Source organism: Agromyces sp. Y575 (genome assembly GCF_059445445.1).
In genome coordinates this window covers 1,048,818-1,073,521 of sequence record NZ_JCAIUI010000002.1, presented here as the reverse complement: position 1 = coordinate 1,073,521, position 24,704 = coordinate 1,048,818, and the positions used below count along the sequence as shown (strand labels likewise).

Below are 24,704 nucleotides of genomic sequence, written 5' to 3'. Positions count from 1 at the left end.
CAGGTCGCTCAGAGGTAGCTCAGAGATAGCTCCGCGGGAGCTCGGAGGTAGCTCACCGAGCGCTCAGCGAGCGCTCAACCGCCAGCGCTCGTCGGCCCGGCGGCATCCGACGGGTTCTCGGGCGCGCTGATCTCCTCGCCCGTCGCGACATCCGCCGGCGACCCCTGCCTGCGGCTCAGCCACATGAACGGCACTGCGAGCACCTGGATGCCGCCGCTGACGAGCAGCGATCCCGGGTAGCCCCAGAGGTCGGCGGAGCGGCCGAGCACCGGCTGGATGACAGCGCCGCCCGTGCTGCCGAGCAGCGAGTCGAACGAGAGCACGGTCGCTCGCTGCTGCGACGGGATCATGTCGTTCAAGTACGCCTGCTGCACTGGGCCGGCCGCCGCGTCGACGAGTCCCCACAGCGTGAGCAGCACGAGCGCGATCCAGAAGTTCTGGTTCACGCCGAGGGCGAGCAGCACGAGGGTCGAGACGATGAGGCTCGCGATGATGGTCGTCGTGCGCTTGCGGAACCGACGTCGCACCCACGGCGCGGCCAGCCCGCCGAGCACCTGCGCCCCGGAGAGGATCGCCGCCGCGAGCCCGGCGATCGAGTAGGCCCCCGTGTCACCCCAGAGTTCGACCAGATAGGGCTGCAGCGCGTAGAAGACGTAGAAGCCGACGCCCGTCGTGAAGAACGACGCGAACATGACGTAGCGCACCGGGCGTCGCCCGAGTCCGTACTTCACCGAGGCGCTGAACACCTCTTTCGTCGCCTGGATCGGGTGCGCACGGCCGGCGGGCGTGAAACCGAGATCTCGCATCACGAGCGCCGCGACGACGAACATCACGACGAGGATGCCCGCGCGGATCAGGAACGGCACGCCGAGATTCGTCGCCTGGGCGACGACGCCGCCCAGGATCGAGCCGACGAACATCGCCGCGCCCGAGAGGGCGAGGCCGCGCCCGAAGACCCGCTCGAGACCACCGGTGTAGCCGGTCGCGGCGAGCGCATCCACGAGCCAGGCCTCGACGGCGCCCGAGAAGAACGTGAAGCCGAGCCCGAGCAGCACCGAGACGATCGCCCACATCCAGAACGGCGAGTGGCCGACCCACAGCAGGTAGTACAACACGGTCGTCACCGCGAGGGTGACGGTGCCGAGCAGGTACGAGACCCTTCGCCCGAGGGTGTCGGCGACGACGCCCGTCGGCACCTCGAAGATCACCATGCCCACCGAGAAGAACGCGTTCGCGGCGAACGCCTCGAAGTTCGTCAGCCCCGCGTCGAGCAGGAAGAGCGTGTTGACACCCCAGATGAACGACGCTGCGAGCGTGTTGCCGATGAGCAGGGTGAAGTACGCCGCCTGCACCCGTCGTGCCGCGGGGTTCGGTTCCATGCCCGTCTCACCGCGCTCCGCGCGTTCGGCCATGCAACACATCTTGCTCGCTTCGCGCCCGAGCCGCCACGGTACGAGCGGATGCCGCTGCCGCGCGCTGCTCGACACGGCATCCGTCGCCCCGCTACGCTCGCGGCATGGTGCGCTTCCTCATTCGTGCGGCGATCTACCTCGTGACCGCCGCCCTCGGCCTTCTCGTTGCCTCGTGGGTCCTCCCCGACTTCCACCTCGAGTGGGGCGGATTCCTCATCGCGATCATCGTCTTCGCGATCGCGCAGAGTGTGCTCAGCCCGTTCATCTTCAACCTGGCCCGGAAGTACGCGTCCGCGGTGCTCGGCGGCATCGGCCTGGTCTCGACGTTCGTCGCGCTGCTCATCGCGTCGCTCTTCCCGGGTGGCATCACGATCGACGGCTGGGTCACCTGGATCCTCGCGACACTCATCGTCTGGATCATCACGGCGCTCGGCGGCTGGCTCCTGCCGCTCATCTTCCTCAAGAAGAAGGCCGAGGGCGCGAGGGCCTGACTCGCGCCCCTCGCCCCTCGCCCCGCGCCGGGGTCAGTGCTTGTCGTCAGGTCAGTGCAGGTTGTCGTTGCCGGCCTCGTGCACGGCGGCGCCCCAACAGCCGGCGTCCTCCCAGCGGTAGGCCGCGCCGAGTCCGGCGTCACCGTCGAGCGCGAGCGACCATGCCGCCTTCTCGGCTTCACTCAGTCCAGCCGGTTGCGCGGCCGATGTCACGACGCCCGAGGCGTCGGCCGAGGACTGGTACGCCGGGTTCCACCACTCCCAGTAGAGGTACTCCTGGCCGGCTTCGATCATGCAGGCGCGCACGAGATCCTGGAATTCGAGCCAGACCTGACGCTCGGTGTCGAGCGCGGGGTCGTCGTCGGGCACCGGCGCGCTGAGCGGATGCCCCGCAGCGCGCGCCTCGGCCTCGGCCTTGTTGCCCACGTCGGCGCAACCGCCGCCGGGTCTGGAGGTGTCGGGACCGTACAGCGCCTGGGTCCAGAGGATCGAGGTCTCGTAGTCGAGGCCCTTCGGCTGCGGACTGCCGCCGAGCCACCACTGCCACTCGAGGAACTCGAAGCCCGCGGCATCCATGCACTTCCGGATGACCACTTGCTTGCCGAGCCACTCCGACCGATCTTCGGGGGTCACGTACTCGGGGTCGGCGGGGTCGAGGTACGGGTTGTGGTCGGCGGACATCGCTCCCGTTCCGGGGGTCGGCGGACCCACGGGCGTCACGTTGTCTGCCACCCCGGCGGGCGCCGCCACTGGGGCGGGCTCGGGCTGCGGCTCGAGATCGTGGCCGCCGATCGCCTCGTCGCTCACCGGCGCCGGCTGGTTGGCCGTATAGGCAGCGGCGCCGAGGGCGACGACGGAGGCCCCGCCGAGCGTTGCGCCCGTGATCGCGACGATCGCGGCGATGCGTTGCAGGTTCATGCGGCGGTTCCCTCCGAGCTGGGGATGGGTGAGGCATCCGCTCGTCGACGCTTCGACTCCCAGCGCCCCATGGCGGATGGGAGCCACCACGCTGCCATCGCGACGAAGAACAGCACACCGGCTGCGGCGAGCACGCGGTTGACGAGGATGGCCAGGCTGAGCGACGAGGAGTAGAACTCATTGAGGGTGATGCTCGACGCGATGAGTGCGTACATGCCGAAACGGATGAGCACGTATGCCGCGGCGGCGAGCCAGAGCGCGCCGAGCCAGCGCAGGCGCGGCATCACGGTGAGCACCGCGCCGACGAGCGCGATGGCGAGGCCGCAGAACCCGGCTGCCACGAGGTCCCACGCGCCGTTCCATGAGCCGGCGAGTACTCCCGCGCCGACGCGCACGACGATCAGCACGCCCCATGCGAGCAGCAGCGCGGTCGCGACATGCGCGAGCGCCGGCATCGCGAGCGGGAACGTGCCGCGCGGTGCGTCGAGCGCGGCGCCCCGCAGGCGGCTGAATCGCCAGCTGAGGTCGGCGGGGATGCCGCGAATCGCACGTCCGAGGATCGAGCGCCCAGACCCTGGCGCACCGTCGGCGGCCTCTCGCTCTTCGTAGATGTCGGATTCGAGCTCGGCGAGGCGGTCGGCCGCGACCGCCTCGGGCAGGTCGCTGGTGTACCAGCGCCCCCAGGCGAGTACGGCACGGTCGACGCGGGGCGCGGATGCCGCGACGTCGCGCACCTCGAGCGCGTCGCGCACCTCGCGCATCTCGCGCACCTCGAACACATCGTCGCGCTCGTCGATGCCGCCGGCGCTCATGCGAATGCTGCCTTGCCCTGGACGACGGCGACCCGTCGCGCGTCGAGTTCGGTGCGATAGGCGAGCTCGCCGGCACCGGTGACCCGATAGAGGCGACGCCTGGGGCGCCCCTCGGCCTCACCCAAGGCCACGTCCTCCCAGGTGGACTCGAGGAGGCCACGCTCGGTCAGCCGCGCGAGCGCCTTGTAGAGCGTGCCGTGCGCGGTGAGCCCCGCGACATCCGACCGCTCGGCGATGCGCTTCGCGAGCGCGAAGCCGTAGAAGTCGCCCTCGTCGCCCTGCAGTTCCATGCCGGCGGAGAGGATGTCGACCTCGAGGTCGAAGAGCCGTCCTTCGCGTCTGCGTGCCATGGGAGAAAGAATAGGAAGATATCTTCCCGTTGGCAAGAGCAGTCGCGGAACCCGAGCGGAATTCTGTTTCCGCAGTGCGCCGGGTTAGCATCTCCTCGCCCATCCGCGCACCCCGACGCGGATCCGTATCGAGAGTCCCACCATGCGCAAGCGCACCGTCGCGCTCATCATCGTCGTCGCCGTCATCCTCGCCCTGATCGGCGGGGCCTACTGGGCGGGTCGCCATCTCTTCTACGAACCCACCGCGAAGGGCGTCGATTCGGTCATCGCCGAACTCGACGGCACTCGCGTGCTCGGCGTCTTCGCGCACCCCGACGACGAGCAGACCGTCAACGGCCTGTTCTTCCGCGCACATCAGGGCGGCACGTACACCGCGATGATCACCGCGACGCAGGGCGAGGCCGGCCACCAGACGCCGGTCGTCGCGCGCGATGAGGACCTCGGCGAGATCCGCAAGGCCGAGGCGCTGAAGAACAGCTTCAACCTCGGCGTCGACCGGCACGTCGTGTGGGACTACCCCGACGGCGGCGTGCCCGAGGCCGACGAAGACGAGCTCGTCGCGCGCGTGGTCGCCGAGATGAAGCGCGTGCGCCCCGACGTCGTCGTGGGGTTCTGGCCCGAGAGCGGTGCGACCGGCCACAAGGACCACATGCAGATGGGCCGCGTCACCGAACTCGCGATCGCCGAGCTCGAGGCCTCGGGCGGTTCCTACACGGGGCCGAAGCACCTCGTCTACACGATCAGCCCGTCGGGCGCGCTCTCGGTGTTCGGCGGTGAGGCGGGCGCATTCGTCGTCGCGAACCAGCCGAAGCCCGAATACGCGATGGGCGCCGAGGTCGCGAAGAAGCACGAGGGATGGACGATCCACGCTTCACAGGCGAACTACATGCAGGAGTCGTACATCCTGCCGACGTGGCTCATCTACGCGCTCTGGGACCAGGAGTTCTACCACGTGCGCGACCTCGAGGCTGAGCCGCTCGACTGAGGGAATCGGCATGTATGGTCCCACCGGATCCGAGTGGCTCCGGTGGGACCCGAACCGGGCGGAGCCACTGAGTGAGCCTTCCCGCTCGGTGCGCGCCGCCCTTCGCCGCGTGACGAGACCGCCTGACGAGACCGCCTGACGAGACCGCCTGAGCGACGGAACACGTCGGACGGATACGCCCACCGGGCAGAGGAACACCGGAGGAAGAGACCGTCAACTCACAAGCTGTGCGAAAAGGATGACCGCGCCGACAACGATCGGAATCAGCGCGAGGAGAACGATGGCCCGACTGATGCGACGCCGACTCACCGTGCCCCTGTCGAACGAAGATCGAGACATGTGGTCGAGGTTGGGAAAGAGGGCCTGGTAGGGCGGCTCCTTCTCGGGCGCGGCAGCCTGTTCCTGCTCGGGTCGAGCATCATCGATGTTCCCCATGGCCCCACCATACGCTGCGGTCTGCGACGCCCGGCGGCCGAGAAGGGGATCACAACGTCGACGAGCTTGCAGACCGAATCCGACGGTTGTGGAGAACTTCCGTCGGGTGGTTCCTGTGGAGGAGGAGTCGGTCGAAAATGGCGGTTGATCTCGCGTTTTGGTGTGGTATGAATGTCGGTGGGTGGTGGCAGTGTTGCGGGTATGACAGGCATCCCCGACACGCTCGAGCAGATCCGCTCGACCCTCGACGGGGCGCTCGATGCCGAAACGTCGCGTGGTCTGGGTGACGACGAACTGCTGTTGACGATGGGGGCGCTCGAAAGGGTCGGGCGGCTGCTCGACGCGCACCGGGCGCTGTTCGCCGGTGAGGTCGCCGAACGCTCCCGGTCCGAGCTCGGCGTCGGCCGGATGTCGGCACGCAAGGGGTGCCGTACGGCCGCTGAACTGATCGAACGCGTCACACAAGTCTCGGGCGCCGAGGCACGCCGGCGGGTCGCGATCGGGGCGGCGACCCGGGTGGGCACCGGCCTGACTGGGCAGGCTACGCCGGCGCAGCATCCGCATGTCGCGGCGGCGCTCACGGCGGGTGAGGTCGGCGTCGATGCCGCGGGCACGATCATCCGGGAGCTCGGCCGCACTCGAACCGTCGCCGACCCGGTCCGACTCGACACGGCCGAACGCGAGCTCGTCGCCCAAGCCACCGGTACCGGCGATGGTGCACCGGTGCGGTGCACGGCCGATGAACTGACCGTGCAAGCACGTGCGTGGGCGGCGTTCCTCGACCAAGACGGCCCCGAACCCGACGACGAACGGGCGATGCGCCGCCGCGGGTTGCGCATCGGGCGTGCCCGCGATGGCCTTATCGCCATCGCGGGTGAACTGCTGCCCGAAGTCGCCGCGAAACTCACCCGCCTCCTCGACGCACACCTGGCACCCCGCAGCGGCGGCGGATTCCTCACCGAAGAAGAACGCGCCGACATCGCCGTGCAAGCCGAGACCCGCACAACCGAACAGCAACGGCACGACGTCCTCGCCGCGATCATCGACACCGCCGCCCGCTCCGGGCAGCACCCGAGCATCGGCGGCGCCGCACCCACCGTCCTCGTCAGCGTCCGAGCGGCGGATCTCGAAGCATCCCGGGGCGCAGCGCATGCCGACGGCATCGACCAGCCCATCTCACTCCGCGCGGCACGACACATGATCTGCACCGGCGGCATCCAGATCGTCGTCCTCGACGACACCGGCCGCATCGAGCAGCTCGGCTCCCCGCAACGCTGCTTCACACCCCACCAACGCCGCGCGATCACCCTCCGCGATGGCGGCTGCATCATCCCCGGCTGCACCGTGCCTGCCGCATGGTCCGAGATCCACCACGTCATCCCCGACATCGACGGCGGCCCCACCCACCCCGACAACGGCGTCCTCCTCTGCTGGCATCACCACCGCACGATCGACACCTCAGGCTGGGCAATCCGCATGCGCCGCGGTGTGCCCCAGATCCGCCCACCCGCCTGGCTCGACCCAGGCGGCACCTGGCGCACCGCAACAACCTCACCCACCCGACTCGCCGACCGACACGACCAACGCCACGACCCACCCGACCGCGCAACAGCCTGAACGCACGGCACGCACTCGATGGCAGGCCAGCGACGCCCGACGCGCGCTCGTCGGAGGCGACGCGCGTGCCGGAGGGGGGACTCGCGCCCACCGGAGGAGGGACTCGCGCCCACCGGAGGACGGACTCGCGCGCGCCGGAGGACGGACTCGCGCGCGCCGGAGGACGGACTCGCGCCCGCCGGAGGAGGGACTCGCGCGCGCCGGAGGAGGGACTCGCGCGACGCTCGCCTCCGCAGATGCGGCACCTCACCCGTCCCGCCGATCGCGCGACCCCGCGGCATCCGCTCGCTCAGAACCGCCGGGTGAACGGCAGCGGCTTGCGCATGCGCACGAGCAGCACGATCGGAATCAGCACATACGGCAGATTGAACGCGAGGAACTTCACCGGATTCGTCGTCTGCCACTCGGGCTCGCCGAAGAACTCGACACCGAACACGATGATGCCCGTAATGGTCGAGATCATCGTCGCGTAGATCACGCTGGGCAGCTGGATCCAGTTCCAGCCGCGGATGAGCGAGATGACGAGCACGATGTAGAACGGCATATAGACGAACGCAGAGAGCCCGGTGACGATGCGCATCCAGAACGGCGGCTCCATGAAGAGCGGGTCGGTGTCGCTCGCGTACCAGTAGTTCGAGTTCACGAGGAAGTTCGACGAGGGCGCCGAGATGTCGACGCCGAGCGTCGGCATCATGTCACTGATCAGGCTCGTGATCGTGAACAGCGAGAAGATCACGATGAAGAACCAGTCGAACGGCCGCTCGCGCAAGCTGAGGTTCGGAACGGTCGCGGGCTCCGCGGTCATGGGCTCAGCGGTCATGAGTCGAGAGCGTATCGGCCGGATGCCGCGGCCACCAGTACCTCGCCGGGCGCCTTCTGTGCGTGCACGTGCACGTGCATGTGCACGTGCATGTGCATGCGCATGTGCGTGTGCCATCGTCAGGCTCGGCGGACCACTGCCCGGATACTGATTGCGAGTCCGAGAGCGCACCAGGCCAGGAGCACGAAGAAGTCACGCCAGCTCGCGGTGTAGGTGTCTGCCAGCAGTCCGGCGCGGATCAGGTCCGCGGCCGGTCTGAACGGGAGCACGTCGTGGACAGTCTGGAACCAGGCGGGGAGTTGGCTTGCCGGAAAGGTGACCGGCGAGAAGAGCATCACGAAGAACACCAGCACCTGGGTGACGAGCTGGGTGAGCAACGGTGACAGGGTCACTGCGATCGCGTAGCCGATTGCGGCGGCGGTTACCGCGGTCAAGACGGATGCGGTCACGAGAAGGGGCCAGTCGAAGGAGTAGCTGAATCCGTAGCGAAGTTGTGCCACGATCACCGCAACGGCGACGCTGGGCAGTGCGACACCGAGCCACACCGTCAGGTCGGCCAGCAGGAACAGTGGCCGTGGCACTGGCAGCGCTCGCAGGTAGGTGAATGTGCCGCTCGTGCGTGCCTGAGCGACGCCTTGGGAAACCATGACGAGCCCGATGATCATCAGGAGCACTGTGGGTGCACCGGTGGAGAGGAACTGGGCGGACGAGGTGTCGATGTCGGGGATGAGCAATCCGAAACCGACGATGATCCCGGCGGCGAGCACAGCCTGGACGACGATGACGAACGGGAGCATGGGACCGGTCTGAGCCATCGTCCAGCGCAACAAGGTCCCGTAGCTCACCCAAAGCCCGGCGCGCGACGGTACCCCTGCAGGCGCAGGCGCAGGCGCTGGCGCTGGCGCTGGCGCTGGCGCTGGCGGCGAGAAGGTCATCTGTTCAGACATCACCGGCATCCTCCGTGCTGTTCGTCGTATGTGCGTCGGCGGTCGCCGTGGCGGCGAGGTAGGCGTCTTCGAGGGTGGCTGGAGCCAGCGCATAACCCTCGATGTCTTCGGACGATCGGAGGGCCGTGGCCCACGCGACGGCTGCCGCGGCATCGACAGCAGAGAGCGTCATCAGCACCCGGCGTCCGGCACGGACCCGACGGATGATCGGGATCGGCACCTCGGAAAGGGATTCGGATGGGTCGGTTCCATCCGGATGCAGCGAGAGCTCGAGTTGGAGATCATGGTCGCTTGAACCTCGGAGGCGGCTTGGTGAACCCGCCGCGACGACCTTGCCGCGATCGAGCACGACGAGCGCGTCCACCACCCGCTCTGCCTCCACGACGTTGTGAGTGACAAGCAGTACACCTGCACCCTGATCGCCGAGGCGTCGTACCGTCTTCCACAGTCGTCGACGTCGTGCCGCGTCGACGTCGTTGGTCGGCTCATCGAGAACGATCAGTGGCACCGGAGCGACGGCCGCCATGGCGAAGGCTGTGAGTCGGCGCACTCCACCTGACAGGCCGCCGCCGTCGGGCGTCGCCCGGCGGTTGAACCACTCGCCGATATCGAGTTCGTCAGCCAGCGCTCGTGCGGCTCCCCGTGCGTCGGCGCGGGACATGCCCCTGAGCCGACCGGCGATCTCGATCGCTGTCTTCGGAGTGAGGCCGTCGAGCGGCGCCTGTGCCTGGGGCTGGAGCGCCACGCATCGGCGCGCCGTCGCCGGATCGGCGATCGCGTCGACGCCCGCCACCCGGATCGACCCACCGTCCGGCCGCAGCAGTCCGACGACCTGCGAGACCAGGGTCGTCTTGCCCGCACCGTTGTGGCCGAGCAGCCCGACCACCTCTCCGGCCCGCACCTGCAATCCGATCCCGTCATTGGCGACGACCGATCCGAACCGTCGGGTGAGGTCGTTCACCTCCAGCACTGCAGCACTCATGTTCACTGGCCTTTCAGCGTTCGGATACCGATGGTATGTGGATACCAACAGTATCTAGATACGCGCGGTAGGTCAACCAGTAGAATGGCGACATGGTCGGTAGCCGCTCAGCGCCCCGCACGCCGCGGACCCGCGTCGAACGGCAGCGAGAGACCCGCGAGGCGCTAGTACTCGCAGCGCTCGGCGCGTTCGCCCGCGACGGCTATCACGCGGCAAGCCTGGACGGCATCGCAAGCGACGCGGGATTCTCCAAGGGTGCGGTCTACTCGAACTTCGACGGCAAGTCGGACTTGTTCCTCGCGGTGATGGACTTCAACTTGGAGCTGCTGCGCGGTGAGGGGTGGGACCCGTTCTCGACGGCCGAGACGACTGCCGATACGGCTCCCGCAGACACCGCAGAACTGGAAGCCGCAACCGGCGTGGACATCGCGGAGATGGTGCGAGGGTTCGGGCTCGCGACGCTGGAGTTCATCGCGACCGCCGCCAGAGACGACAAGCTCGTCCTTGCGCTCCGCGCACGGGTGCAGGTGATGGTCGACGCTTTCGAGCGCGTCGCAACCGAAGCGCGACCGACCGATGAGAACCTTCCGGTCGACGACGTTGCACTGCTCATGGCCGCGCTCGATCAGGGAGTGTCCGTACTCGCACTGAGCGGCATCACGTCCATGGACGGAGCCTTGATGCGCACCGGCCTGCACCGGCTCCTCGACCCGGCCAATGCTGCAGGCGAGCCGGCGCCGGAACGAGACGCCCGCCCCGCCCCGCTACCTGGTGTCGACCAGGTACGACGGCTGATCCGAGAGATGCCCTGAGCAGAATCGTCGCCCACCGCATCTCCGTCGCCCGATGGATTCCCGACAGGCGCTCACTGAGTAGCGTTGTGGCATGACCGCCACCACGCCTCCTCCCGTCGTCGACGGCGTCGAGTGGGTGCGCCCGCGGCCCGGGCGCCTCGGTTTCCGCAACGATGTGATCCTCGCCCTCGTGCTCGCCGTCGGTACCGGCGCGAGCGTCGTGCTGTATCGCGCGACCGGATGGGGCGAAGACGCCCCATGGTGGGGCAGCGTGATCTGGGTCGCCGCGATGACCCTCCCGCTCGCGGCACGGCGGCGATGGCCCGAGCTCGTCGCGCTCGTGGCATCCGTCGCCTTCCTCATCGGTGCCCTCGCAGAGGTCGGCGAGGCGCTCTTCAGCAACATCTGCCTATTCGTCGCCATCTACACGGTGGGCGCTTGGGGGCGCAGCCGTCGCTGGGCGACCCTCGCGCGAGGCGTCATCGTCGTCGGCATGTTCGCGTGGCTGTTCTGGAACCTCATCGTCCTCTCGGGGGTCGACGACTACCTTCCCGACTTCTCCCGCGAGGGGCTGCTCTCGCCATACCTCGCCTTCGGGCTCATCAACGTGCTCACGAACCTGCTCTACTTCGGCGGCGCCTGGTACTTCGGCGATGCCGCCTACCGTTCGGCGCGAGCACGCGCCGAGCTCGAGCAGCGCACCATCGAACTCGCGGCCGAGCGCGAGCGCAGCCGGGCCCACGCCGTCGCCATCGAGCGACTGCGCATCGCACGGGAGCTGCACGACGTCGTCGCCCACCACGTCTCGGTCATCGGCGTGCAGGCCGGCGCCGCGCGGCGAGTGCTCGCGAAGGATCCGGATGCCGCCTCGGCCGCGCTCTCCTCGATCGAGGAGAGCGCCCGCGACGCCGTCGACGAGTTGCACGGGCTGCTCGGCACGCTGCGCGGCGACGCCGAGACCGGGGCATCCGCAGTGCTCGACGACGCCCTCGCCCTGAAGTTCGGCGGTGTCGCGGAGGCCGCGACGAAGAGCACGTCGACCCGCGGCATCGAACGCATCGACGAGCTCGTGGCCGAGTGCGCGGCGAACGGCCTGCCGACGACGCTCGCGATCGTGGGCGAGCCGGTACCGGTGTCCGCCGTCGTCGACCTCGGCGCGTACCGCATCGCCCAAGAGTCGCTCACGAACGTGCGAAAGCACGCGGGCGCCGCGGCGACCGCCGAGGTGCGGGTGCGCTGGACGGAGCAGTCGGTCGAGATCGAGGTGACGAACACGGGCGCAGTGCGGCGATCCACCTCCGATTCGGCGACGGATGCCTCGAGCCGCGGCCTCGGCCAATTGGGCATGCAGGAGCGGGTCGCCGCGGCCGGCGGACACCTCGAACTCGGACCCCGCGCGCGCGGCGGTTACCTCGTGCGTGCACAGTTCCCGTTGCGGCGCACACAGGGGGTGCGCGCGTGAGCATCCGCGTGCTCGTCGTCGACGATCAGAGTCTCGTGCGAGGTGGGTTCCGCACGATCCTCGACTCCGAAGACGGCATCGAGGTCGTGGGTGAGGCCGCGAACGGCGAGGAGGCGATCGCTGCCGTCGCCGCACTGCATCCCGACGTCGTCTGCATGGACGTGCAGATGCCCGGCATGGACGGACTCGAGGCCACTCGGCGTATCACGGCCGACGCGGCATCCGAGGCAGCCGTGCTCGTGCTGACGACCTTCAACCGCGAGGACTACCTGTTCGCCGCGCTCGATGCGGGTGCGAGTGGGTTTCTGCTGAAGAACTCGAGCCCCGAGCAGCTCATCGAGGCGGTACAGGTGGTCGCGCGGGGCGACGCGCTGTTGTCGCCCGATGTCACGCGGCGCGTGATCGAAGCCGTCTCGGGGGGCAGATCGCGGATTGAGGAGGCGCGCCTGCGCCGTCTCGATACCCACCCGCCCGAGCAACCCGGTTTCGAGACGGTCGCAGAGCGACCTCCTCAACCCACTGCCCTCGACTCCCTCACCGACCGCGAGCGCGAGGTGCTCGAGCACCTCGCCGAGGGCATCTCCAACGCCGCGATCGCCGAGCGACTCTGGGTCGGTGAGGCGACTGTGAAGACGCATGTCTCGAAAGTACTCATGAAGCTCGGTCTGCGAGACCGCGTGCACGCCGTGGTCTACGCGTACGAGCACGGCGTCGTGCGGCCCCGCGGCTGAAGCCCGGCCCCGCGGCTGAAGCCCGGCCCCGCAGCTGAAGCGCGGCCCACCCCGACCTCGTCGTCAGGCCGCTGCGTGTGGCGGCCGCAGCAGGCCGTTCGCGCCGGGCTCGGCCGCATCGTGGCCGAGCGAGACGACGTCGTTGGCAGCGTCGACGTGCACGATGTGCGGCCGGAACGTGCGAGCGGCTGCATCGTCGAACTGCGCATACGAGATGACGATGACGAGATCTCCCTCGTGCACGAGATGCGCCGCGGCGCCGTTGATGCCGAGCACACCCGAGCCACGCTCACCCTCGATGACGTAGGTCTCGAGTCGGGCGCCGTTCGTCACGTCGACGATCGAGACCTGCTCGCCGGGCAGCAGGTCGGCGGCATCCATGAGATCCCGGTCGATCGTCACGGAACCGACGTAATGGAGGTCTGCGTGCGTGACGGTGGCACGGTGGATTTTCGACTTCAGCATGGTGCGCAACACGCGTTCCAGCCTACGGCGGGCAGCTGAGTCGAAGTCCCGAGGAGACGATCCTCAGTCGAGTTCGCGCAGCTGCGTCGTGCGTTCGCTGGGGGTATCACCGGTATTCGTCGTGCCACGGGGTTCGATGAGCATCGCGGAGACCTCGCCGTCGGCGCGGGGGCAGTGCTCGACGCCACGGGGCACGACGTAGACGTCGCCGGCTCCGAGCTCGACGTCGCCGTCTCGCAACTGGATCGTGAGCCGCCCGGCGATCACCATGAAGAACTCGTCGGTGTCGGGATGCGAGTGCCAGGTGAACTCACCCTGCGCCTTGAAGACCTTCACCTCGTAGTCGTTCACGCTTGCGAGGCGGTGGGGCTGCCAGTGCTCTGCGAAGGAGTCGAGGGCGGTCTGGAGGTTGCGCACGTTGTCGGCCATTCCGTCATTCTCCTCTTGACGCTTGACGTCAGGCGAACCTCGTCCTAATGTAAGCAGATCATTAATTAAGGAGTCGCTTACATGCCGAACGGGCCCGACGAGCTCAGCCTCGTGTTCCAGGCGCTCGCCGATCCGACGCGACGCGCGATCCTCTCGCGCCTCCGCGACGGCCCGACGACCGTCGGCGAACTGGCCGAGCCCTTCGCGATGAGCCGCCCCGCGATCTCGCAGCACCTCAAGGTGCTCGAACGCGCCGGGCTCATCGAGCGCACGGCCACGGCCCAGTGGCGCACCTGCACCCTCCGCACCGAGCCGCTCGACGAGGCATCCGCCTGGGTCGAACGCCACCGCGGCGAGTGGAACGAGCGCTTCGACCTCCTCGACGCGCGACTCCGCGAGCTGAAAGGACAGACGGATGCCTGAGCAGACCGCCTCCGCAACGAAGCAATTCACGATCACACGAGTGTTCGATGCACCCCGGCGACAAATCTGGCGCGCGTGGACCGACCCCGACGAGGCCTCCGCCTGGTGGCACCCGGCCGGTGTCGTCACGCCGCGCGAGACCGTCGAACTCGACGTGCGCCCCGGCGGGCGCTACCGCTACACGATGATCGCCCCCGACGGATCGGAGTACCCGACGGCCGGCGTCTACCGCGAAGTCATCGAGCCCGAGCGGCTCGTGTTCACGTGGGCGTCGCCGGGCGACCCAGACGAGTCAGCGCCGGTCATCACGGTGACGCTCGCCGAGCACGGCGCCTCCGGCGAGCAGACGCACATGACGTTCCACCTCACCGGCTGGGCCGGTCACCCCGGCGACGGGAACTTCTACGACGGATGGGCGAGCGCCTTCGACGTGCTCGCCGGCCGCCTCGCGAGCGACGGAGTCAGCTGATGGGCCGCCTCACCGTCGAGCAGATCGTCACCGCCGACGGGTATGCGGCCGACGAGTCCGGCGGACTCGACTTCTTCCTGGCCGACGGCTCCGTCGACCCGGCCGACCACGACCAGCTCGCGTTCCTCGAGAACATCGACTCGATCCTGCTGGGCGCGAACACCTACCGGATGTTCGCGGACCACTGGCCGGCGGCCGACCCGGCCGTCGAACCCGTCACTGAGCCGATCAATCGGCTGCCGAAGTTCGTCGTCTCGAACTCACTGCAGCAAGCGCCGTGGGGCACCGGCGAGATCGAGATTCTCAGCGGCGACGCCGCCGACTCGGTCGCGGCGCTGAAGGGACGCACGAGTTCGATCATCGTCTGGGGAAGCCTCACGCTCACCGACGCCCTCTTCCGCGCCGGCCTCGTCGACGTGCTGCGCCTGCGCACCGTGCCGGTGCTCATCGGTGCGGGCCGGCCGTTCACCCCGGCCGACCTCGGGCAGCGTCGGCTGACCCTCGATCACAGCGTCGTCCACCCGAGCGGGCACATCGACACCACGTACCTCGTGGGCGATACCGCGGGTTGAGGAGGCCCGCCAGAGCCGTCTCGAAACCCCAAGCCTCGGGCGTGCAGGTTTCGAGACGCTCGCTCCGCTCGCTCCTCAACTCACAGGATCGGGCGAGGAAACAGGCTGCTCACCCTGGTACACCGCCGACAGCAGCCGATAGGAACGGGTGCGGAAAGCGACGAGCGCGAGCACCACCATCACGAGCCCGCTGAACAGGAATACGAGCGCGATGCCCCTGGCGTCACCGTCACCGAGCAGCCAGCCCCAAGTCGCCTGCCCGCCGTCTGACTCCATATAGGGGATGATCCAGAACTCCGCGATCGGGGCGATGAGGAACGCGGTGATCGGCGCCGCCGCCGCTTCGAACGCTTGCGCGAACCCGAACACGCGGCCCTGTCGGCGGAACGGCACGACCTTCTGGATGACCGTCTGTTCGGCCGCCTCCACCGCGGGGATGAGGGTCATGTAGGCCAGGATGCCGATTCCGTACAACAGCCACCACTCGCGGATCGTGAACAGCGCCCCGAGCACCCCCATGCCGACCACGACGAGCAGCATCGTGCGGATGGGGTTACGACCGAGGCCCCACTTCGCGATCACGATGCCGCCGATGATGAACCCGGAGGAGGAGACGCCGAGCACGATACCCCACACCTCGACCGGGAAGAGCGTCAGTCCGTACGGGTCCATCAGCGCCATGTAGACGCCCCCGATGAGGTTGTTGAACGTGGAGAACAGGATGAGGGCGAAGAGCCCTGGTGCGCCCCGGATCGCGGAGATGCTGCCGCGCAGGTCGATCGCGGGCGAGCGATCCCGGTCGACGACCGGACGTGCTTCTGGAATGCGCACGAAGAGCAGGTGCACGAGCGCGACCATGGTCGCGGCGATGGCGATCGCAAGCGTCCATCCCATGCCGGCCATGCCGATCGCAAGCCCGCTGAACACGCTCGTGACGAGGAACGCCAGCCCCTGCACGGTGCCCACCATGCCGTTGGCGTTCGCGTGCCGCTCTTCGGGCACGAGCAGGGTCACCGTCGTCGAGAGCGCGATGTTGCGCATGTTCTCGATGACCGACCCGAAGAGGATGATGCCCGAGAACAGCCAGAACCACGGACCGCCGAGGTCGAGGAGCGCCGACTCGGGCAGCGCCAGGTAGAGCAGGCCAGCGGCGACGAATGAGATCAGGGTGACCACGCTCGAGAGCACCATGACGAGGTGCTTGCGATACCGGTCGACGATGGTTCCGAAGAGGATCGAGAAGAGGGCGATGAGCAGCATGTACGCGCCGCCGATGATGCCCGTCGCCAGCACGGAGTGCGTCTCGAGATACACCCAGAACGTGAGCGCGAACCAGAGGAAGCTCGTCGTGACGTTCGCGACCATCGTGTTCGCGAGCACCTGCACGAAGGTGCGCATGCCGCCCGGCGGCGGCGCCACGGGGGCGGAACCAGGCGGGGTACTCGGCGCAGGAGGTACCGCAGGCGACACCGCCGCCGGCGCTTCGCCCACCTCGGATCCGTCGATCCCGTCGGTCACCCTGCGAGCGTAACCAGCACCCGCGACATCCGAAACCCCTCAGCCGACGCGGGCGACTCGGCTGCCGACGACCTCCGCGGCGAACGCCGTCGCCATGCGCTCGCACCGCGCAGCCGATTCGGCCTCGTGCACGAGCGCATCGTCGACGAGTTTCTGCTTGTCGACGCCCACCGCGGCAAGAGCCGCGTCATCCCAGTTCCTGAGGTTCTGCGCACCCGACTCGGGATGGAACTGCACCCCGCGCACATGGCGCCCCAGTCGGAACGCCTGGTTGACGCAGGCGGTGCTCGAGGCGAGCAGCACCGCGCCGGGCGGCAGCCGGGTGATCACGTCCTGGTGGTTCTCGATGACGTAGGTGGCCGGGCTGAGCGCCGAGATCACGGGGTCGTCGGCCCCGTCGTCCGTCACGAACACCTCGGTCGCGCCGCGCTCGGGAGTGCCGTACTCCGCACGCACCTCGCCGCCCGCGACGTCGGCGAGGATCTGCCCGCCGAGGCAGATGCCGAGCGTCGGGATGTCGCCCGCGATCGCTTCAGCCGCCAGCTCGCGTTCTCGGCGCAGCCATGGTGCGCGCGAGTACTCGTCGGGCATCAACCCGCCGCCGAGCATGATCAGCCCGTCGAACGGTTCCAGTTCGTCGGGCAGCGCGTCGTCGCCATAGGCGACCACGAGATCGAGCCCCGCCGACTCGAGCCACGGCTGCATGCGTCGCAGCTGGCTCGCCCGGGAGTTCACGACCACGAGCACCCTCGGCGCCCCGTTCGATGTCGGCATCTGCACGCTCTCGCTCTCTCTCACGCTTCGCCCGCTCGGTCTGCGCCGGCGCCCATGAAGTCCAGGTAGTCGTCATCGGATGCCGCGACCACGCGCAACACGTTCTCGGTTCCGAGCTTGCGCAGCTCGGGCTCCGTCCAGCCGCGATGGGCGAGTTCAGCGAAGAGCCGCGGATAGCCCGCGACATCCTCGAGCCCCTCGGGCATGTCATCGGTGCCGTCGAAGTCGCCACCGAGGCCGACACCGTCGATGCCCGCGACGTTTCGCACGTGCTCGACGTGGTCGGCGGCATCCGCGACGGTCACCCTCGGCTTCGGTCCGGTCTCGCCGCCGTTGACCCAGGCACGCCGTTCCGCGGTGAGGAAGGACGGCACGAAGGTGACCATGTAGACGCCGCCGCCATCGGCGACACGACGGATGACGCGGTCGGGAAGGTTTCGCGGGTGCGGGTTCAGTGCCCATGCGCTCGAGTGGCTGACGATCGTGGGCCGGATCGCGGTCTCGAGCGCAGCGTCGGCGGTCGCCACCGACACGTGCGCGAGGTCCACGAGCATGCCGATGCGGTTCATCTCGGCGACGACTTCGCGGCCGAATTCGGTGAGCCCGCCGTGTCTCGCCTCGTCGGTCGCCGAGTCGGCCCAGTCGCTCGTCGACGTCCAGGTCAGCGTCAGGTAGCGCGCTCCGAGCCGGGCGTACCCGCGCAGCACCGCGAGCGAGTTGTCGATCTGACCGCCGCCCTCGACTCCGATCATCGAGGCGATCCGCCCTGCGGCCATCGCGCGCCGTGCCGCGTCGGCAGTCGTCGCGAGCTGGAACGTCTCGGGGTACCGAGCCGCCATGCGGTGCACGAAGTCGATCTGCTCGAGCGTGGCCTTCACGGCATCGGCGCCCTCGATCTCCGAGTGCACCCACGCCGACCAGAACTGCCCGGCGACCCCGCCCTCGCGCAACTTGGGGATGTCGGTGTGATGGGTCAGCGCGGTCGCGTCGATGCCTTCGACCGAGTACCCGCGGTGCTTGCGCGCCGTCCACGGCAGGTCGTTGTGACCGTCGAAGATCGGAATCTCGAGCCGCTCGGCAGTGGCCGCGTTCGTCGGCGTGGTCGCCGCTGTGGTCGTCGTCATCGTCGTGTCCGTCCTAGCGTTCGCGGGTCGTCAGGTGGGCTTGGAGCCGGGCGGTCAGGGCCCGGTCGAAGGTGCGCGGTTCGCCGTCGAGGAGCGCGACGGGCACCGCCGACCGGGTGCTCGAGAGCAGCCAGATGTCGTCGGCCTGCGCGAGACGGTCGGCGGGCACGGGCTCGCGGTGGGTCTCGTGGCCGAGGGCGGCGAGGCACTCGATCGCGCTCGCGAGGGTCGTTCCCGCGAGGATGCCCTGATCGCTCGGCGGCGAGACGAACCGATCGCCGAACCGCAGGAGCACCGTCGACGACGGCCCTTCGAGCACGAACCCGTCGGAGCTCGTGAAGATGACGTCGTCGGCACCGCGGCGTGCCGCCTCCCTCAGCACCGACTTGTTGACCGCGTACGAGAGCGACTTGGCACCCTGCAGGAGCCACGGCGAAGTGTGCGCGACGTCGTGCCGGTAGCCGCGATCGAGCGTGACGACCGCGACGCCCTGCTCGCGGACGACGGTGAAGTCTGCGGCATCGGCGACGTAGACCCACCCGACGGGCACGCCGGTGCCCTCGACGCCGCGCGTCATCACGAACTTGGCGAATCCGTCTCTCACCCCGCCGTGCGCCGCGATCGCCGCTTCGATGCACGCGGCCCAGACGTCGAGCTTCGGGGCGGGCAGGTCGAGCAGCGCCGCCGAGTGGGCGAACCGCCGCAAGTGGGCCTCGAGCGCTTGCGGTCGGCCGTGGTGCACGCCGAGCGCCTCGAACACGCCGTCGCCTCGCGTCGCACTGAGGTCGCGCACGTTCAGTTGCGGCGCATCCGGGTCTTCGACGTGGAACGGCGTCTCTGGTTCGTCGATGCCCTCGGCGAGGTCGTCGACGAAGAAGAGCACGGCAGCGGATGCCCCGGCTGCCGCCGCGGACGATGACGGGTGCCGGGCGGCAGGCGGGCGCGGCGCGGCATCCGATTCGATCGATTCGGGCGCATCAGCCGCTGCCGCCACCACCACCCGCGAGTCGAAGCGCCGCAGCGTGTTCTGCTCGATCCAGTCGAGGTCGACGTCGAACCCGATGCCGGGCCCGGTCGGCACGCTCACGATGCCGTCGCGCGCGATCACCGGCGGCGTGATCACGTCGCGCACGTAGTACTTGTCGGACCCCGAGACATCCGATGGGTAGCTGAAGTGCTCGAGCGAGGAGATCGCGAGGTTCGCGGCGCGACCGATGCCGAACTCGTGCATGCCACCGCACCACACGGGGATGCCCTCGGCACCGGCCAGGTCATGGGCCGCCTTCGCGACGGTGAGCCCGCCCATGCGGGAGACCTTGATGTTCAGCACCCGCCCGGCGCCGAGCGCGATCATGGTGTGCAGGTCGTCGAGCCGCACGATGGACTCGTCGAGGCAGACCGGCGTCTCGATGCGCTGTTGCAGTCGCGCATGGCCCACGAAATCGCCGGGCGCGAAGGGCTGTTCGATCATGCTGAGGCCCGCGCCGTCGAACTCCGCAAGGCGGGCGAGCGTCTCATCGTCGCTGCGGTAGGCGCCGTTCGCATCGACATGCAGCTCGAGGTCGGGGAACGCGCGGCGCACCTCGCGCACCGGTTCGAGGTCCCAACCGGGAGCGATCTTCAGCTTCACCCGGCCGTAGCCGGCCTCGAGCTGCGACCCGACCTGCGCCAGCAACTCGTCGATGGTGGGCTCGATGCCGAGCGAGACGCCGGCCGCCACCTCGGTGCGGGTGCCGCCGAGCGCCGCCGCGAGCGGGATGCCACGCGAGGTGGACCAGAGGTCCCACGCGGCGCCGGCGAATCCGGCCTTCGTGAACTCGTGCCCACGGATCTTCGCCCAGAATTCGTCGACCTCCGCCGGGTGCGACCACTCGGCGTCGAGCACCCGCGGCACGAGATAGCTCGTCGCGATCGACCAGGCCGTGTCGGTGTTCTCCGAGGTGAAGAACGGATCGCTCGGCGAGGCGATCTCACCCCAGCCCGTGTTGCCCAGCTCGTCGTCGAAGCGCACGAGGATGTGGTCGAGGCCGGTCTTGCGATGCGAGCTCGTCTGGAAGCCGTGCACGAGGGGCAGGCTCACCTCGAAGAGCTCGATGCGTGTGACTCTCATGGTGATTCCCCGTCGTTCGCATGGTCGTAGTACAGGTCCATCTCCCGGTTGAGTTCGTCACGGGTCGACAACCGGCGCCGAGCACCCTTCGCGCTCGCGGTCGTGAGCGTGCTCAGCAGATGGCAGACGGCCGCGACCGAGGTCGGCGAGTCGGCGTAGGAGGCCGATCCGGTCTGCAGCACGATCAGCGACGTCGCGTGGGCGGCGAGCGGTGCATCCTCGGAATCGGTGAAGACGACCAGCTGCCCGCCGGCCTCGCTGAAGAGGCGGCCGAGCGTGACTGTCTCACGTCGGTAGCGCCGCAGCGAGAAGAGGATGAGCACGTCGGTCGAGCGAACGTCGCTGAGTACGTCGAGCGGGTTCAGTGCATGACCGTCGATCAGGTAGACGTTCGGCACGGTGGCGGCGAGGTCGGCGTTGAGGAGCGCCGCATAGGCCGCCGACTTGCCCGCTCCCGCGATGAACTTGCGACGAGCCCCCAGAATGATGGCGGCGGCTTGCGGCACGGCGGCGCTGGCCCGGAGGTGGGCGAAGGTGTTGGCGAGCGATGCCGCCTCGGTCTCCATCACCCGGTCTTGCAGGCCCTCCGCGGAGAGGTTCTTGCGCATCCGGACCCCGAACCGGGCCTCGGGCGAACGAAGGGTGCGGTTGAGTTCGCGTTCGAATTCGTCGTCACGGGGTTCCGATTGCTCGTCGCGGCGTTCCAGCATCGTCATCGGGCGCCTCCACCGGCCGCCGGCGCGGCGAAGTAGGCCGAGGTGCGGGCGTCGACCCGCCGGCAGCTCACCAGCACGAAGCCCTCCTCGTGCAGTTCGTGCAGGGTGGTGTGCAGGCGCGACTCGCCACCGCCATCGCCGGCCGCGTCGGCACCGGCCTGCGCCGGGATCGGCACCCAGTGCCCGCCGGAATGGGCGACCGCCACACCCGTCTCGGCTTCTGCGAGCGCGTCGGGCGGCAGGAGGGCCCGCGCCGATGCGTACGGGTCGTCACCGTCGAGGAGCGGCCAGTCCACGAGCACTCGATCGGTGCCCGAGCGCCCGTAGAACTCGCGCACGAATGCTGCACTGTGCGCACCGAGGGAGTTGAAGTTGAAGTGCGCGTTTCGAGCGAGACCCGGGTCGAACGCCCACCGCATCGTCGTGACGCCCGATGCGAGCGCGACCTCGCGCTGTCGCACCTTGAGCATGCGACCGACACCGCGACTCTGGTACCCCGCCTCGACGACCGCGGCCTGCGAGTAGTGGAAGAAGCCGGTGTCGTCGGATCCGAGGAATCCGTAGGCGAAACCGATGAGCTCACCGGCGCCGCCCCGCACCCCGACGGCTGACCCGCCGCTCCGCACGAGCGCGCTCAGCAGGTTGCTGTTCAGTGCGAACTCGTCGGAACCGTAGCCGAACACGCGTCGATAGAGTGCGCTCGCCTGCTGGAAGTCCTCGAACCTCGACAACTCATCGGAGGTGAGGTGCTCGTGTTCGCTCCGGTCTCGAGCCTGTGCATCGGTCACGACTCCCATTATATGAATCATATGATTGCCGATGGCAACCACGATCGGCCTTTCCTTGACAGTTTCTACTCGATGTCTCTGCGATGCTGCAGCTAGAATATGCAGCGTATCTTTACCGAGGGGAATCATGACACCAGCAGAGGTCAGGGCGGCGGTGGATGCTGCGTGGGGTGCGGTGCCCGATCGGCTGCTGCAGCTCGTCGAGATCGAGACTCCGTCGATGGACGCGGCGGCGAGCGAGCAGATCACACGGCTGCTCGGTGAATGGTTCGCACCGCTCGCAAGCGAGATCCGCCGCGCCGTCACCGACGCCGGAACGCATCTCGTGATCGAGGTTCCGGGCACGAGCGACGAGGCGCCACTCCTGCTGCTCGGCCACTCCGACACCGTGTGGGACCACGGAACCCTGACGGGCGAGGTGCCGTGGTCGGTCGACGGCGACATCGTGCGAGGCCCGGGGGTGTTCGACATGAAGAGCGGGCTCGTGATGATGCTCACCGCCCTTGAGATCCTGCACGATCGCCCGAGGCGTCCGGTGCGCATCCTCATCAACTGCGACGAGGAGGTCGGCTCCCCCACCTCGCAAGAGCTCGTTCGGAGCGCGCTCGACGGCGTCGCCGGCGTCATCGGCTTCGAATCGCCCCACCCCGACGGCGCGTTCAAGGTCGGCCGTGCCGGCAGCACTCGGGTTCGGCTCGACATCGAAGGCCGGGCGGCCCACGCGGCGCTCGATCCGGAGAGCGGTGTGTCGGCCATCGACGAACTCGTCGACCAGTTGCTCGTCGTGCGCGAGGTCGTCGCCGAGGCTTCGGCGATCTCGCCGGTGCTCTGCAACGTCGGCACCGTGAGTGGCGGCGCGAGGGCGAACGTCGTGCCCGACGCCGCCTCCGCCGAGATCGGGCTGCGCTTCGTCGACGGTGAGTCGGAGCAGCACGTGCTCGGCGCACTCGCCCGGCTCGCGCCGATCCGCGCGGGCGCCTCCGTACGTGCGACCATCCTGACGAGTCGTCCGGCGTGGCTGGCCGGCGCGGGCGATCGGACACTCCTCGACGAGGTCGGGCGCGCGGCATCCGCACTCGGCCGATCTGCGACCGGTCGCCCCGCTGCCGGCGCCGGCGACACGAACCTCGTCGGCTCCCTCGGCATCCCGACGATCGACGGCTTCGGCCCACGCGGCGGCGGCGCCCACGCCGTGAGCGAGCACCTCCTGCTCTCCTCATTGCGGGATCGCATCGAACTGCTCACCGCCGTGCTCGCGCGGTGATCCCGGCTCACCAATTGCGTTCCTCGCCGACCGCGGCGGGCAGCGGCACGTCGACGGGGTGCATGACGTAGACCACGCCGCCGCTGCCGCCGGCACTGCGAAGCCACGCGCGCTCGAACGGCGCGCGCGGATAGCGCCGACGCACGGCCGCGTTGCCGGGCGCCGCCGGATCGTTGACGACGACGTCGCCGTTCGCCTCGAACCCCGCGATCACCAGCAGGTGCCCCTCGGTGACGTACCCCGCCTCGGGCAGCTCATCGCGAGTGAACGACACCGAGGCGATGAGGGGGATGCCGGCCGCGATGAACCTCTCGGCCTCGTCGAGCGAACGCAGCCTCGTGACGAACGCCTCGAGCCCCTGGCGGGCGGCGAACGCGGCGTTGAACGACCAGTTGCCCGTGCCGCCGTAGTCGTGGTCGTAGCAGCCCGCGGCCACCCACACGACCTGCGGGTCGCCATTCGGCGCGACCACCGAGGCCAGGGTCTGCGGCACCGGGAGCCGCCCCCAGAAGCCGAGCACCATCGCCGTCGAGGTCGGCGAGCACCAGGCCTCACCGCCGCCGCCGAGCTCGACATGCGTACCGCGATGCAGCAGCTGCGAGAATCGCGGCACCTCGAGCGCGATGCCGCGAGCGCCTCCCTCGCCGACGCCGTCGTGCTCGGAGCGAGCCGCATCGTCGAGCGGAGTCGCATCGTCGTTCGGAGTCGCGTCGTCGAGCGGAGTCGCGTCGTCGAGCGCCGAGACCATCGCTCCGACCATGGCGAGCGATGCGTCGACGTCGACGCCCGCATTGCGAGCGAGGGTCACGCGGATCCGGTACGCCTCGAACGGACGGCCGGCAGCGGCGACGAAGGTATCGGCGTGCACGGACGCATCTGCGTCGCTCTGACCCGACACGGTGGTGCGCGGCACGGCGTCTGGGCAGGCGCCTTCGGCGACGTCGCCCTCCGCCCATCGAGCCATCACGTACCAGCCGGTCCACGAGCCGTCGACGTGCCTGGCGGCGAACTCCAGCTCGATCCATGTGCCGGGCGGGGTGACCGCATTCCACGAGAGGATAGCCTCGGTCGCAAGGAACGGGACCTCGACTGGCTCGGAGGCCCACCGCCCGGGCGCAGCCTCGCCGGCTTCTCCGGCCTCCCGGACTTCCTCGGCCTCCCCCACCTCTTCGGCCGTCCCGACCGAGCCGGCCCGCCGCAGCCACCCGGCGTCGTCGACGACGGTGCCGGCGTGCGCGCCGCGAGCGAATCCCGTTGCGGTGCGCACCGCGCTGTACTGCACGTGCCGTGGCATCC

Annotated in this window: 27 protein-coding genes; 10 read left to right on the top strand and 17 right to left on the bottom strand. The window is 69.0% G+C overall.

Annotated elements, in window-relative coordinates:
- Positions 1 to 74 precede the first annotated feature (74 nt).
- Positions 75 to 1,412 (bottom strand): MFS transporter, encoded by a 1,338-nt coding sequence (locus AC1C2U_RS11130; RefSeq protein WP_495361797.1) that lies wholly within the window; start codon positions 1,410 to 1,412, stop codon positions 75 to 77.
- Positions 1,413 to 1,516: 104 nt separating this feature from the next.
- On the opposite strand from AC1C2U_RS11130, the gene AC1C2U_RS11125 reads away from it, so the two are divergent.
- A complete protein-coding gene (locus AC1C2U_RS11125) occupies positions 1,517 to 1,903 on the top strand; it encodes a phage holin family protein (RefSeq protein WP_495361796.1) in 387 nt (128 codons plus the stop codon).
- A gap of 51 nt (positions 1,904 to 1,954) precedes the next feature.
- Here the strand turns inward: AC1C2U_RS11125 and AC1C2U_RS11120 are convergent, their stop codons facing one another.
- From AC1C2U_RS11120 to AC1C2U_RS11110, 3 genes are read right to left on the bottom strand one after another with little or no spacing between them, the layout of a single operon-like run.
- On the bottom strand, positions 1,955 to 2,821 hold the full coding sequence (locus tag AC1C2U_RS11120; RefSeq protein ID WP_495361795.1) for a hypothetical protein: 867 nt from the start codon (positions 2,819 to 2,821) through the stop codon (positions 1,955 to 1,957).
- Positions 2,818 to 3,633: a hypothetical protein gene (locus AC1C2U_RS11115; protein WP_495361794.1), complete on the bottom strand. Its 816-nt coding sequence runs from the start codon at positions 3,631 to 3,633 to the stop codon at positions 2,818 to 2,820. Before AC1C2U_RS11115 ends, AC1C2U_RS11120 begins: the two co-directional genes overlap by 4 nt.
- On the bottom strand, positions 3,630 to 3,983 hold the full coding sequence (locus AC1C2U_RS11110) for a PadR family transcriptional regulator (protein ID WP_495361793.1): 354 nt from the start codon (positions 3,981 to 3,983) through the stop codon (positions 3,630 to 3,632). The genes AC1C2U_RS11115 and AC1C2U_RS11110 overlap by 4 nt, the downstream gene beginning before the upstream one ends.
- Positions 3,984 to 4,125: 142 nt before the next feature.
- On the opposite strand from AC1C2U_RS11110, the gene AC1C2U_RS11105 reads away from it, so the two are divergent.
- Positions 4,126 to 4,968, top strand: coding sequence for a PIG-L deacetylase family protein (locus AC1C2U_RS11105; protein ID WP_495361792.1), 843 nt, complete (start codon positions 4,126 to 4,128; stop codon positions 4,966 to 4,968).
- Between the two features lie 213 nt (positions 4,969 to 5,181).
- Here the strand turns inward: AC1C2U_RS11105 and AC1C2U_RS11100 are convergent, their stop codons facing one another.
- Positions 5,182 to 5,403 carry a hypothetical protein gene (locus AC1C2U_RS11100; RefSeq protein ID WP_495361791.1) on the bottom strand — a complete coding sequence of 74 codons (222 nt, stop codon included), beginning with the start codon at positions 5,401 to 5,403 and terminating at the stop codon, positions 5,182 to 5,184.
- A 201-nt stretch (positions 5,404 to 5,604) separates the two neighbouring features.
- Here AC1C2U_RS11100 and AC1C2U_RS11095 point away from each other — a divergent pair, with 201 nt between their 5' ends.
- A complete protein-coding gene (locus AC1C2U_RS11095) occupies positions 5,605 to 7,020 on the top strand; it encodes an HNH endonuclease signature motif containing protein (protein WP_495361790.1) in 1,416 nt (471 codons plus the stop codon).
- Positions 7,021 to 7,309: 289 nt separating this feature from the next.
- Here the strand turns inward: AC1C2U_RS11095 and AC1C2U_RS11090 are convergent, their stop codons facing one another.
- The 3 genes from AC1C2U_RS11090 to AC1C2U_RS11080 all read right to left on the bottom strand — a co-directional run bounded on the left by AC1C2U_RS11090 (position 7,310) and on the right by AC1C2U_RS11080 (position 9,769).
- On the bottom strand, positions 7,310 to 7,840 hold the full coding sequence (locus AC1C2U_RS11090; protein ID WP_495361789.1) for an EXPERA domain-containing protein: 531 nt from the start codon (positions 7,838 to 7,840) through the stop codon (positions 7,310 to 7,312).
- A gap of 119 nt (positions 7,841 to 7,959) precedes the next feature.
- On the bottom strand, positions 7,960 to 8,637 hold the full coding sequence (locus tag AC1C2U_RS11085; RefSeq protein WP_495361788.1) for an ABC transporter permease: 678 nt from the start codon (positions 8,635 to 8,637) through the stop codon (positions 7,960 to 7,962).
- 142 nt (positions 8,638 to 8,779) lie between these two features.
- Positions 8,780 to 9,769 carry an ABC transporter ATP-binding protein gene (locus AC1C2U_RS11080; RefSeq protein ID WP_495361787.1) on the bottom strand — a complete coding sequence of 330 codons (990 nt, stop codon included), beginning with the start codon at positions 9,767 to 9,769 and terminating at the stop codon, positions 8,780 to 8,782.
- Positions 9,770 to 9,861: 92 nt separating this feature from the next.
- On the opposite strand from AC1C2U_RS11080, the gene AC1C2U_RS11075 reads away from it, so the two are divergent.
- The 3 genes from AC1C2U_RS11075 to AC1C2U_RS11065 all read left to right on the top strand — a co-directional run bounded on the left by AC1C2U_RS11075 (position 9,862) and on the right by AC1C2U_RS11065 (position 12,756).
- On the top strand, positions 9,862 to 10,581 hold the full coding sequence (locus AC1C2U_RS11075; protein ID WP_495361786.1) for a TetR/AcrR family transcriptional regulator: 720 nt from the start codon (positions 9,862 to 9,864) through the stop codon (positions 10,579 to 10,581).
- 73 nt (positions 10,582 to 10,654) lie between these two features.
- Positions 10,655 to 12,025 carry a sensor histidine kinase gene (locus AC1C2U_RS11070; protein WP_495361785.1) on the top strand — a complete coding sequence of 457 codons (1,371 nt, stop codon included), beginning with the start codon at positions 10,655 to 10,657 and terminating at the stop codon, positions 12,023 to 12,025.
- Complete coding sequence (locus tag AC1C2U_RS11065) at positions 12,022 to 12,756, top strand: response regulator (RefSeq protein ID WP_495361784.1); 735 nt, start codon at positions 12,022 to 12,024, stop codon at positions 12,754 to 12,756. The genes AC1C2U_RS11070 and AC1C2U_RS11065 overlap by 4 nt, the downstream gene beginning before the upstream one ends.
- Positions 12,757 to 12,819: 63 nt before the next feature.
- Here AC1C2U_RS11065 and panD read toward each other — a convergent pair whose 3' ends face one another.
- Positions 12,820 to 13,233 carry an aspartate 1-decarboxylase gene (gene panD, locus AC1C2U_RS11060; RefSeq protein WP_495361783.1) on the bottom strand — a complete coding sequence of 138 codons (414 nt, stop codon included), beginning with the start codon at positions 13,231 to 13,233 and terminating at the stop codon, positions 12,820 to 12,822.
- A gap of 51 nt (positions 13,234 to 13,284) precedes the next feature.
- On the bottom strand, positions 13,285 to 13,650 hold the full coding sequence (locus AC1C2U_RS11055; protein WP_495361782.1) for a cupin domain-containing protein: 366 nt from the start codon (positions 13,648 to 13,650) through the stop codon (positions 13,285 to 13,287).
- Between the two features lie 81 nt (positions 13,651 to 13,731).
- On the opposite strand from AC1C2U_RS11055, the gene AC1C2U_RS11050 reads away from it, so the two are divergent.
- The 3 genes from AC1C2U_RS11050 to AC1C2U_RS11040 are packed head-to-tail and all read left to right on the top strand — an operon-like array spanning position 13,732 to position 15,114.
- Complete coding sequence (locus AC1C2U_RS11050) at positions 13,732 to 14,073, top strand: ArsR/SmtB family transcription factor (protein WP_495361781.1); 342 nt, start codon at positions 13,732 to 13,734, stop codon at positions 14,071 to 14,073.
- A complete protein-coding gene (locus AC1C2U_RS11045; RefSeq protein ID WP_495361780.1) occupies positions 14,066 to 14,542 on the top strand; it encodes an SRPBCC family protein in 477 nt (158 codons plus the stop codon). The genes AC1C2U_RS11050 and AC1C2U_RS11045 overlap by 8 nt, the downstream gene beginning before the upstream one ends.
- Entirely contained in the window at positions 14,542 to 15,114 is a 573-nt protein-coding gene (locus tag AC1C2U_RS11040) for a dihydrofolate reductase family protein (RefSeq protein WP_495361779.1), read from the top strand. The genes AC1C2U_RS11045 and AC1C2U_RS11040 overlap by 1 nt, the downstream gene beginning before the upstream one ends.
- 75 nt (positions 15,115 to 15,189) lie before the next feature.
- Here AC1C2U_RS11040 and AC1C2U_RS11035 read toward each other — a convergent pair whose 3' ends face one another.
- The 6 genes from AC1C2U_RS11035 to AC1C2U_RS11010 form a co-directional block, all read right to left on the bottom strand.
- On the bottom strand, positions 15,190 to 16,512 hold the full coding sequence (locus AC1C2U_RS11035; protein WP_495361983.1) for an MFS transporter: 1,323 nt from the start codon (positions 16,510 to 16,512) through the stop codon (positions 15,190 to 15,192).
- 159 nt (positions 16,513 to 16,671) lie between these two features.
- The gene (locus AC1C2U_RS11030) at positions 16,672 to 17,406 is read right to left on the bottom strand and encodes a type 1 glutamine amidotransferase (protein WP_495361778.1); all 735 of its coding nucleotides are present in this window, start codon (positions 17,404 to 17,406) and stop codon (positions 16,672 to 16,674) included.
- A gap of 20 nt (positions 17,407 to 17,426) precedes the next feature.
- The gene (locus AC1C2U_RS11025; protein WP_495361777.1) at positions 17,427 to 18,530 is read right to left on the bottom strand and encodes a dipeptidase; all 1,104 of its coding nucleotides are present in this window, start codon (positions 18,528 to 18,530) and stop codon (positions 17,427 to 17,429) included.
- Positions 18,531 to 18,543: 13 nt separating this feature from the next.
- Positions 18,544 to 20,640, bottom strand: coding sequence for an o-succinylbenzoate synthase (gene menC / locus AC1C2U_RS11020; RefSeq protein WP_495361776.1), 2,097 nt, complete (start codon positions 20,638 to 20,640; stop codon positions 18,544 to 18,546).
- On the bottom strand, positions 20,637 to 21,356 hold the full coding sequence (locus tag AC1C2U_RS11015; protein ID WP_495361775.1) for a MurR/RpiR family transcriptional regulator: 720 nt from the start codon (positions 21,354 to 21,356) through the stop codon (positions 20,637 to 20,639). The genes menC and AC1C2U_RS11015 overlap by 4 nt, the downstream gene beginning before the upstream one ends.
- Positions 21,353 to 22,144 carry a hypothetical protein gene (locus AC1C2U_RS11010; protein WP_495361774.1) on the bottom strand — a complete coding sequence of 264 codons (792 nt, stop codon included), beginning with the start codon at positions 22,142 to 22,144 and terminating at the stop codon, positions 21,353 to 21,355. The genes AC1C2U_RS11015 and AC1C2U_RS11010 overlap by 4 nt, the downstream gene beginning before the upstream one ends.
- A gap of 127 nt (positions 22,145 to 22,271) precedes the next feature.
- On the opposite strand from AC1C2U_RS11010, the gene AC1C2U_RS11005 reads away from it, so the two are divergent.
- Positions 22,272 to 23,408, top strand: a complete 1,137-nt coding sequence (locus tag AC1C2U_RS11005) for a M20/M25/M40 family metallo-hydrolase (protein WP_495361773.1) — start codon at positions 22,272 to 22,274, stop codon at positions 23,406 to 23,408.
- 7 nt (positions 23,409 to 23,415) lie between these two features.
- Here the strand turns inward: AC1C2U_RS11005 and AC1C2U_RS11000 are convergent, their stop codons facing one another.
- A complete protein-coding gene (locus AC1C2U_RS11000) occupies positions 23,416 to 24,702 on the bottom strand; it encodes a C39 family peptidase (protein ID WP_495361772.1) in 1,287 nt (428 codons plus the stop codon).
- Positions 24,703 to 24,704 lie beyond the last annotated feature (2 nt).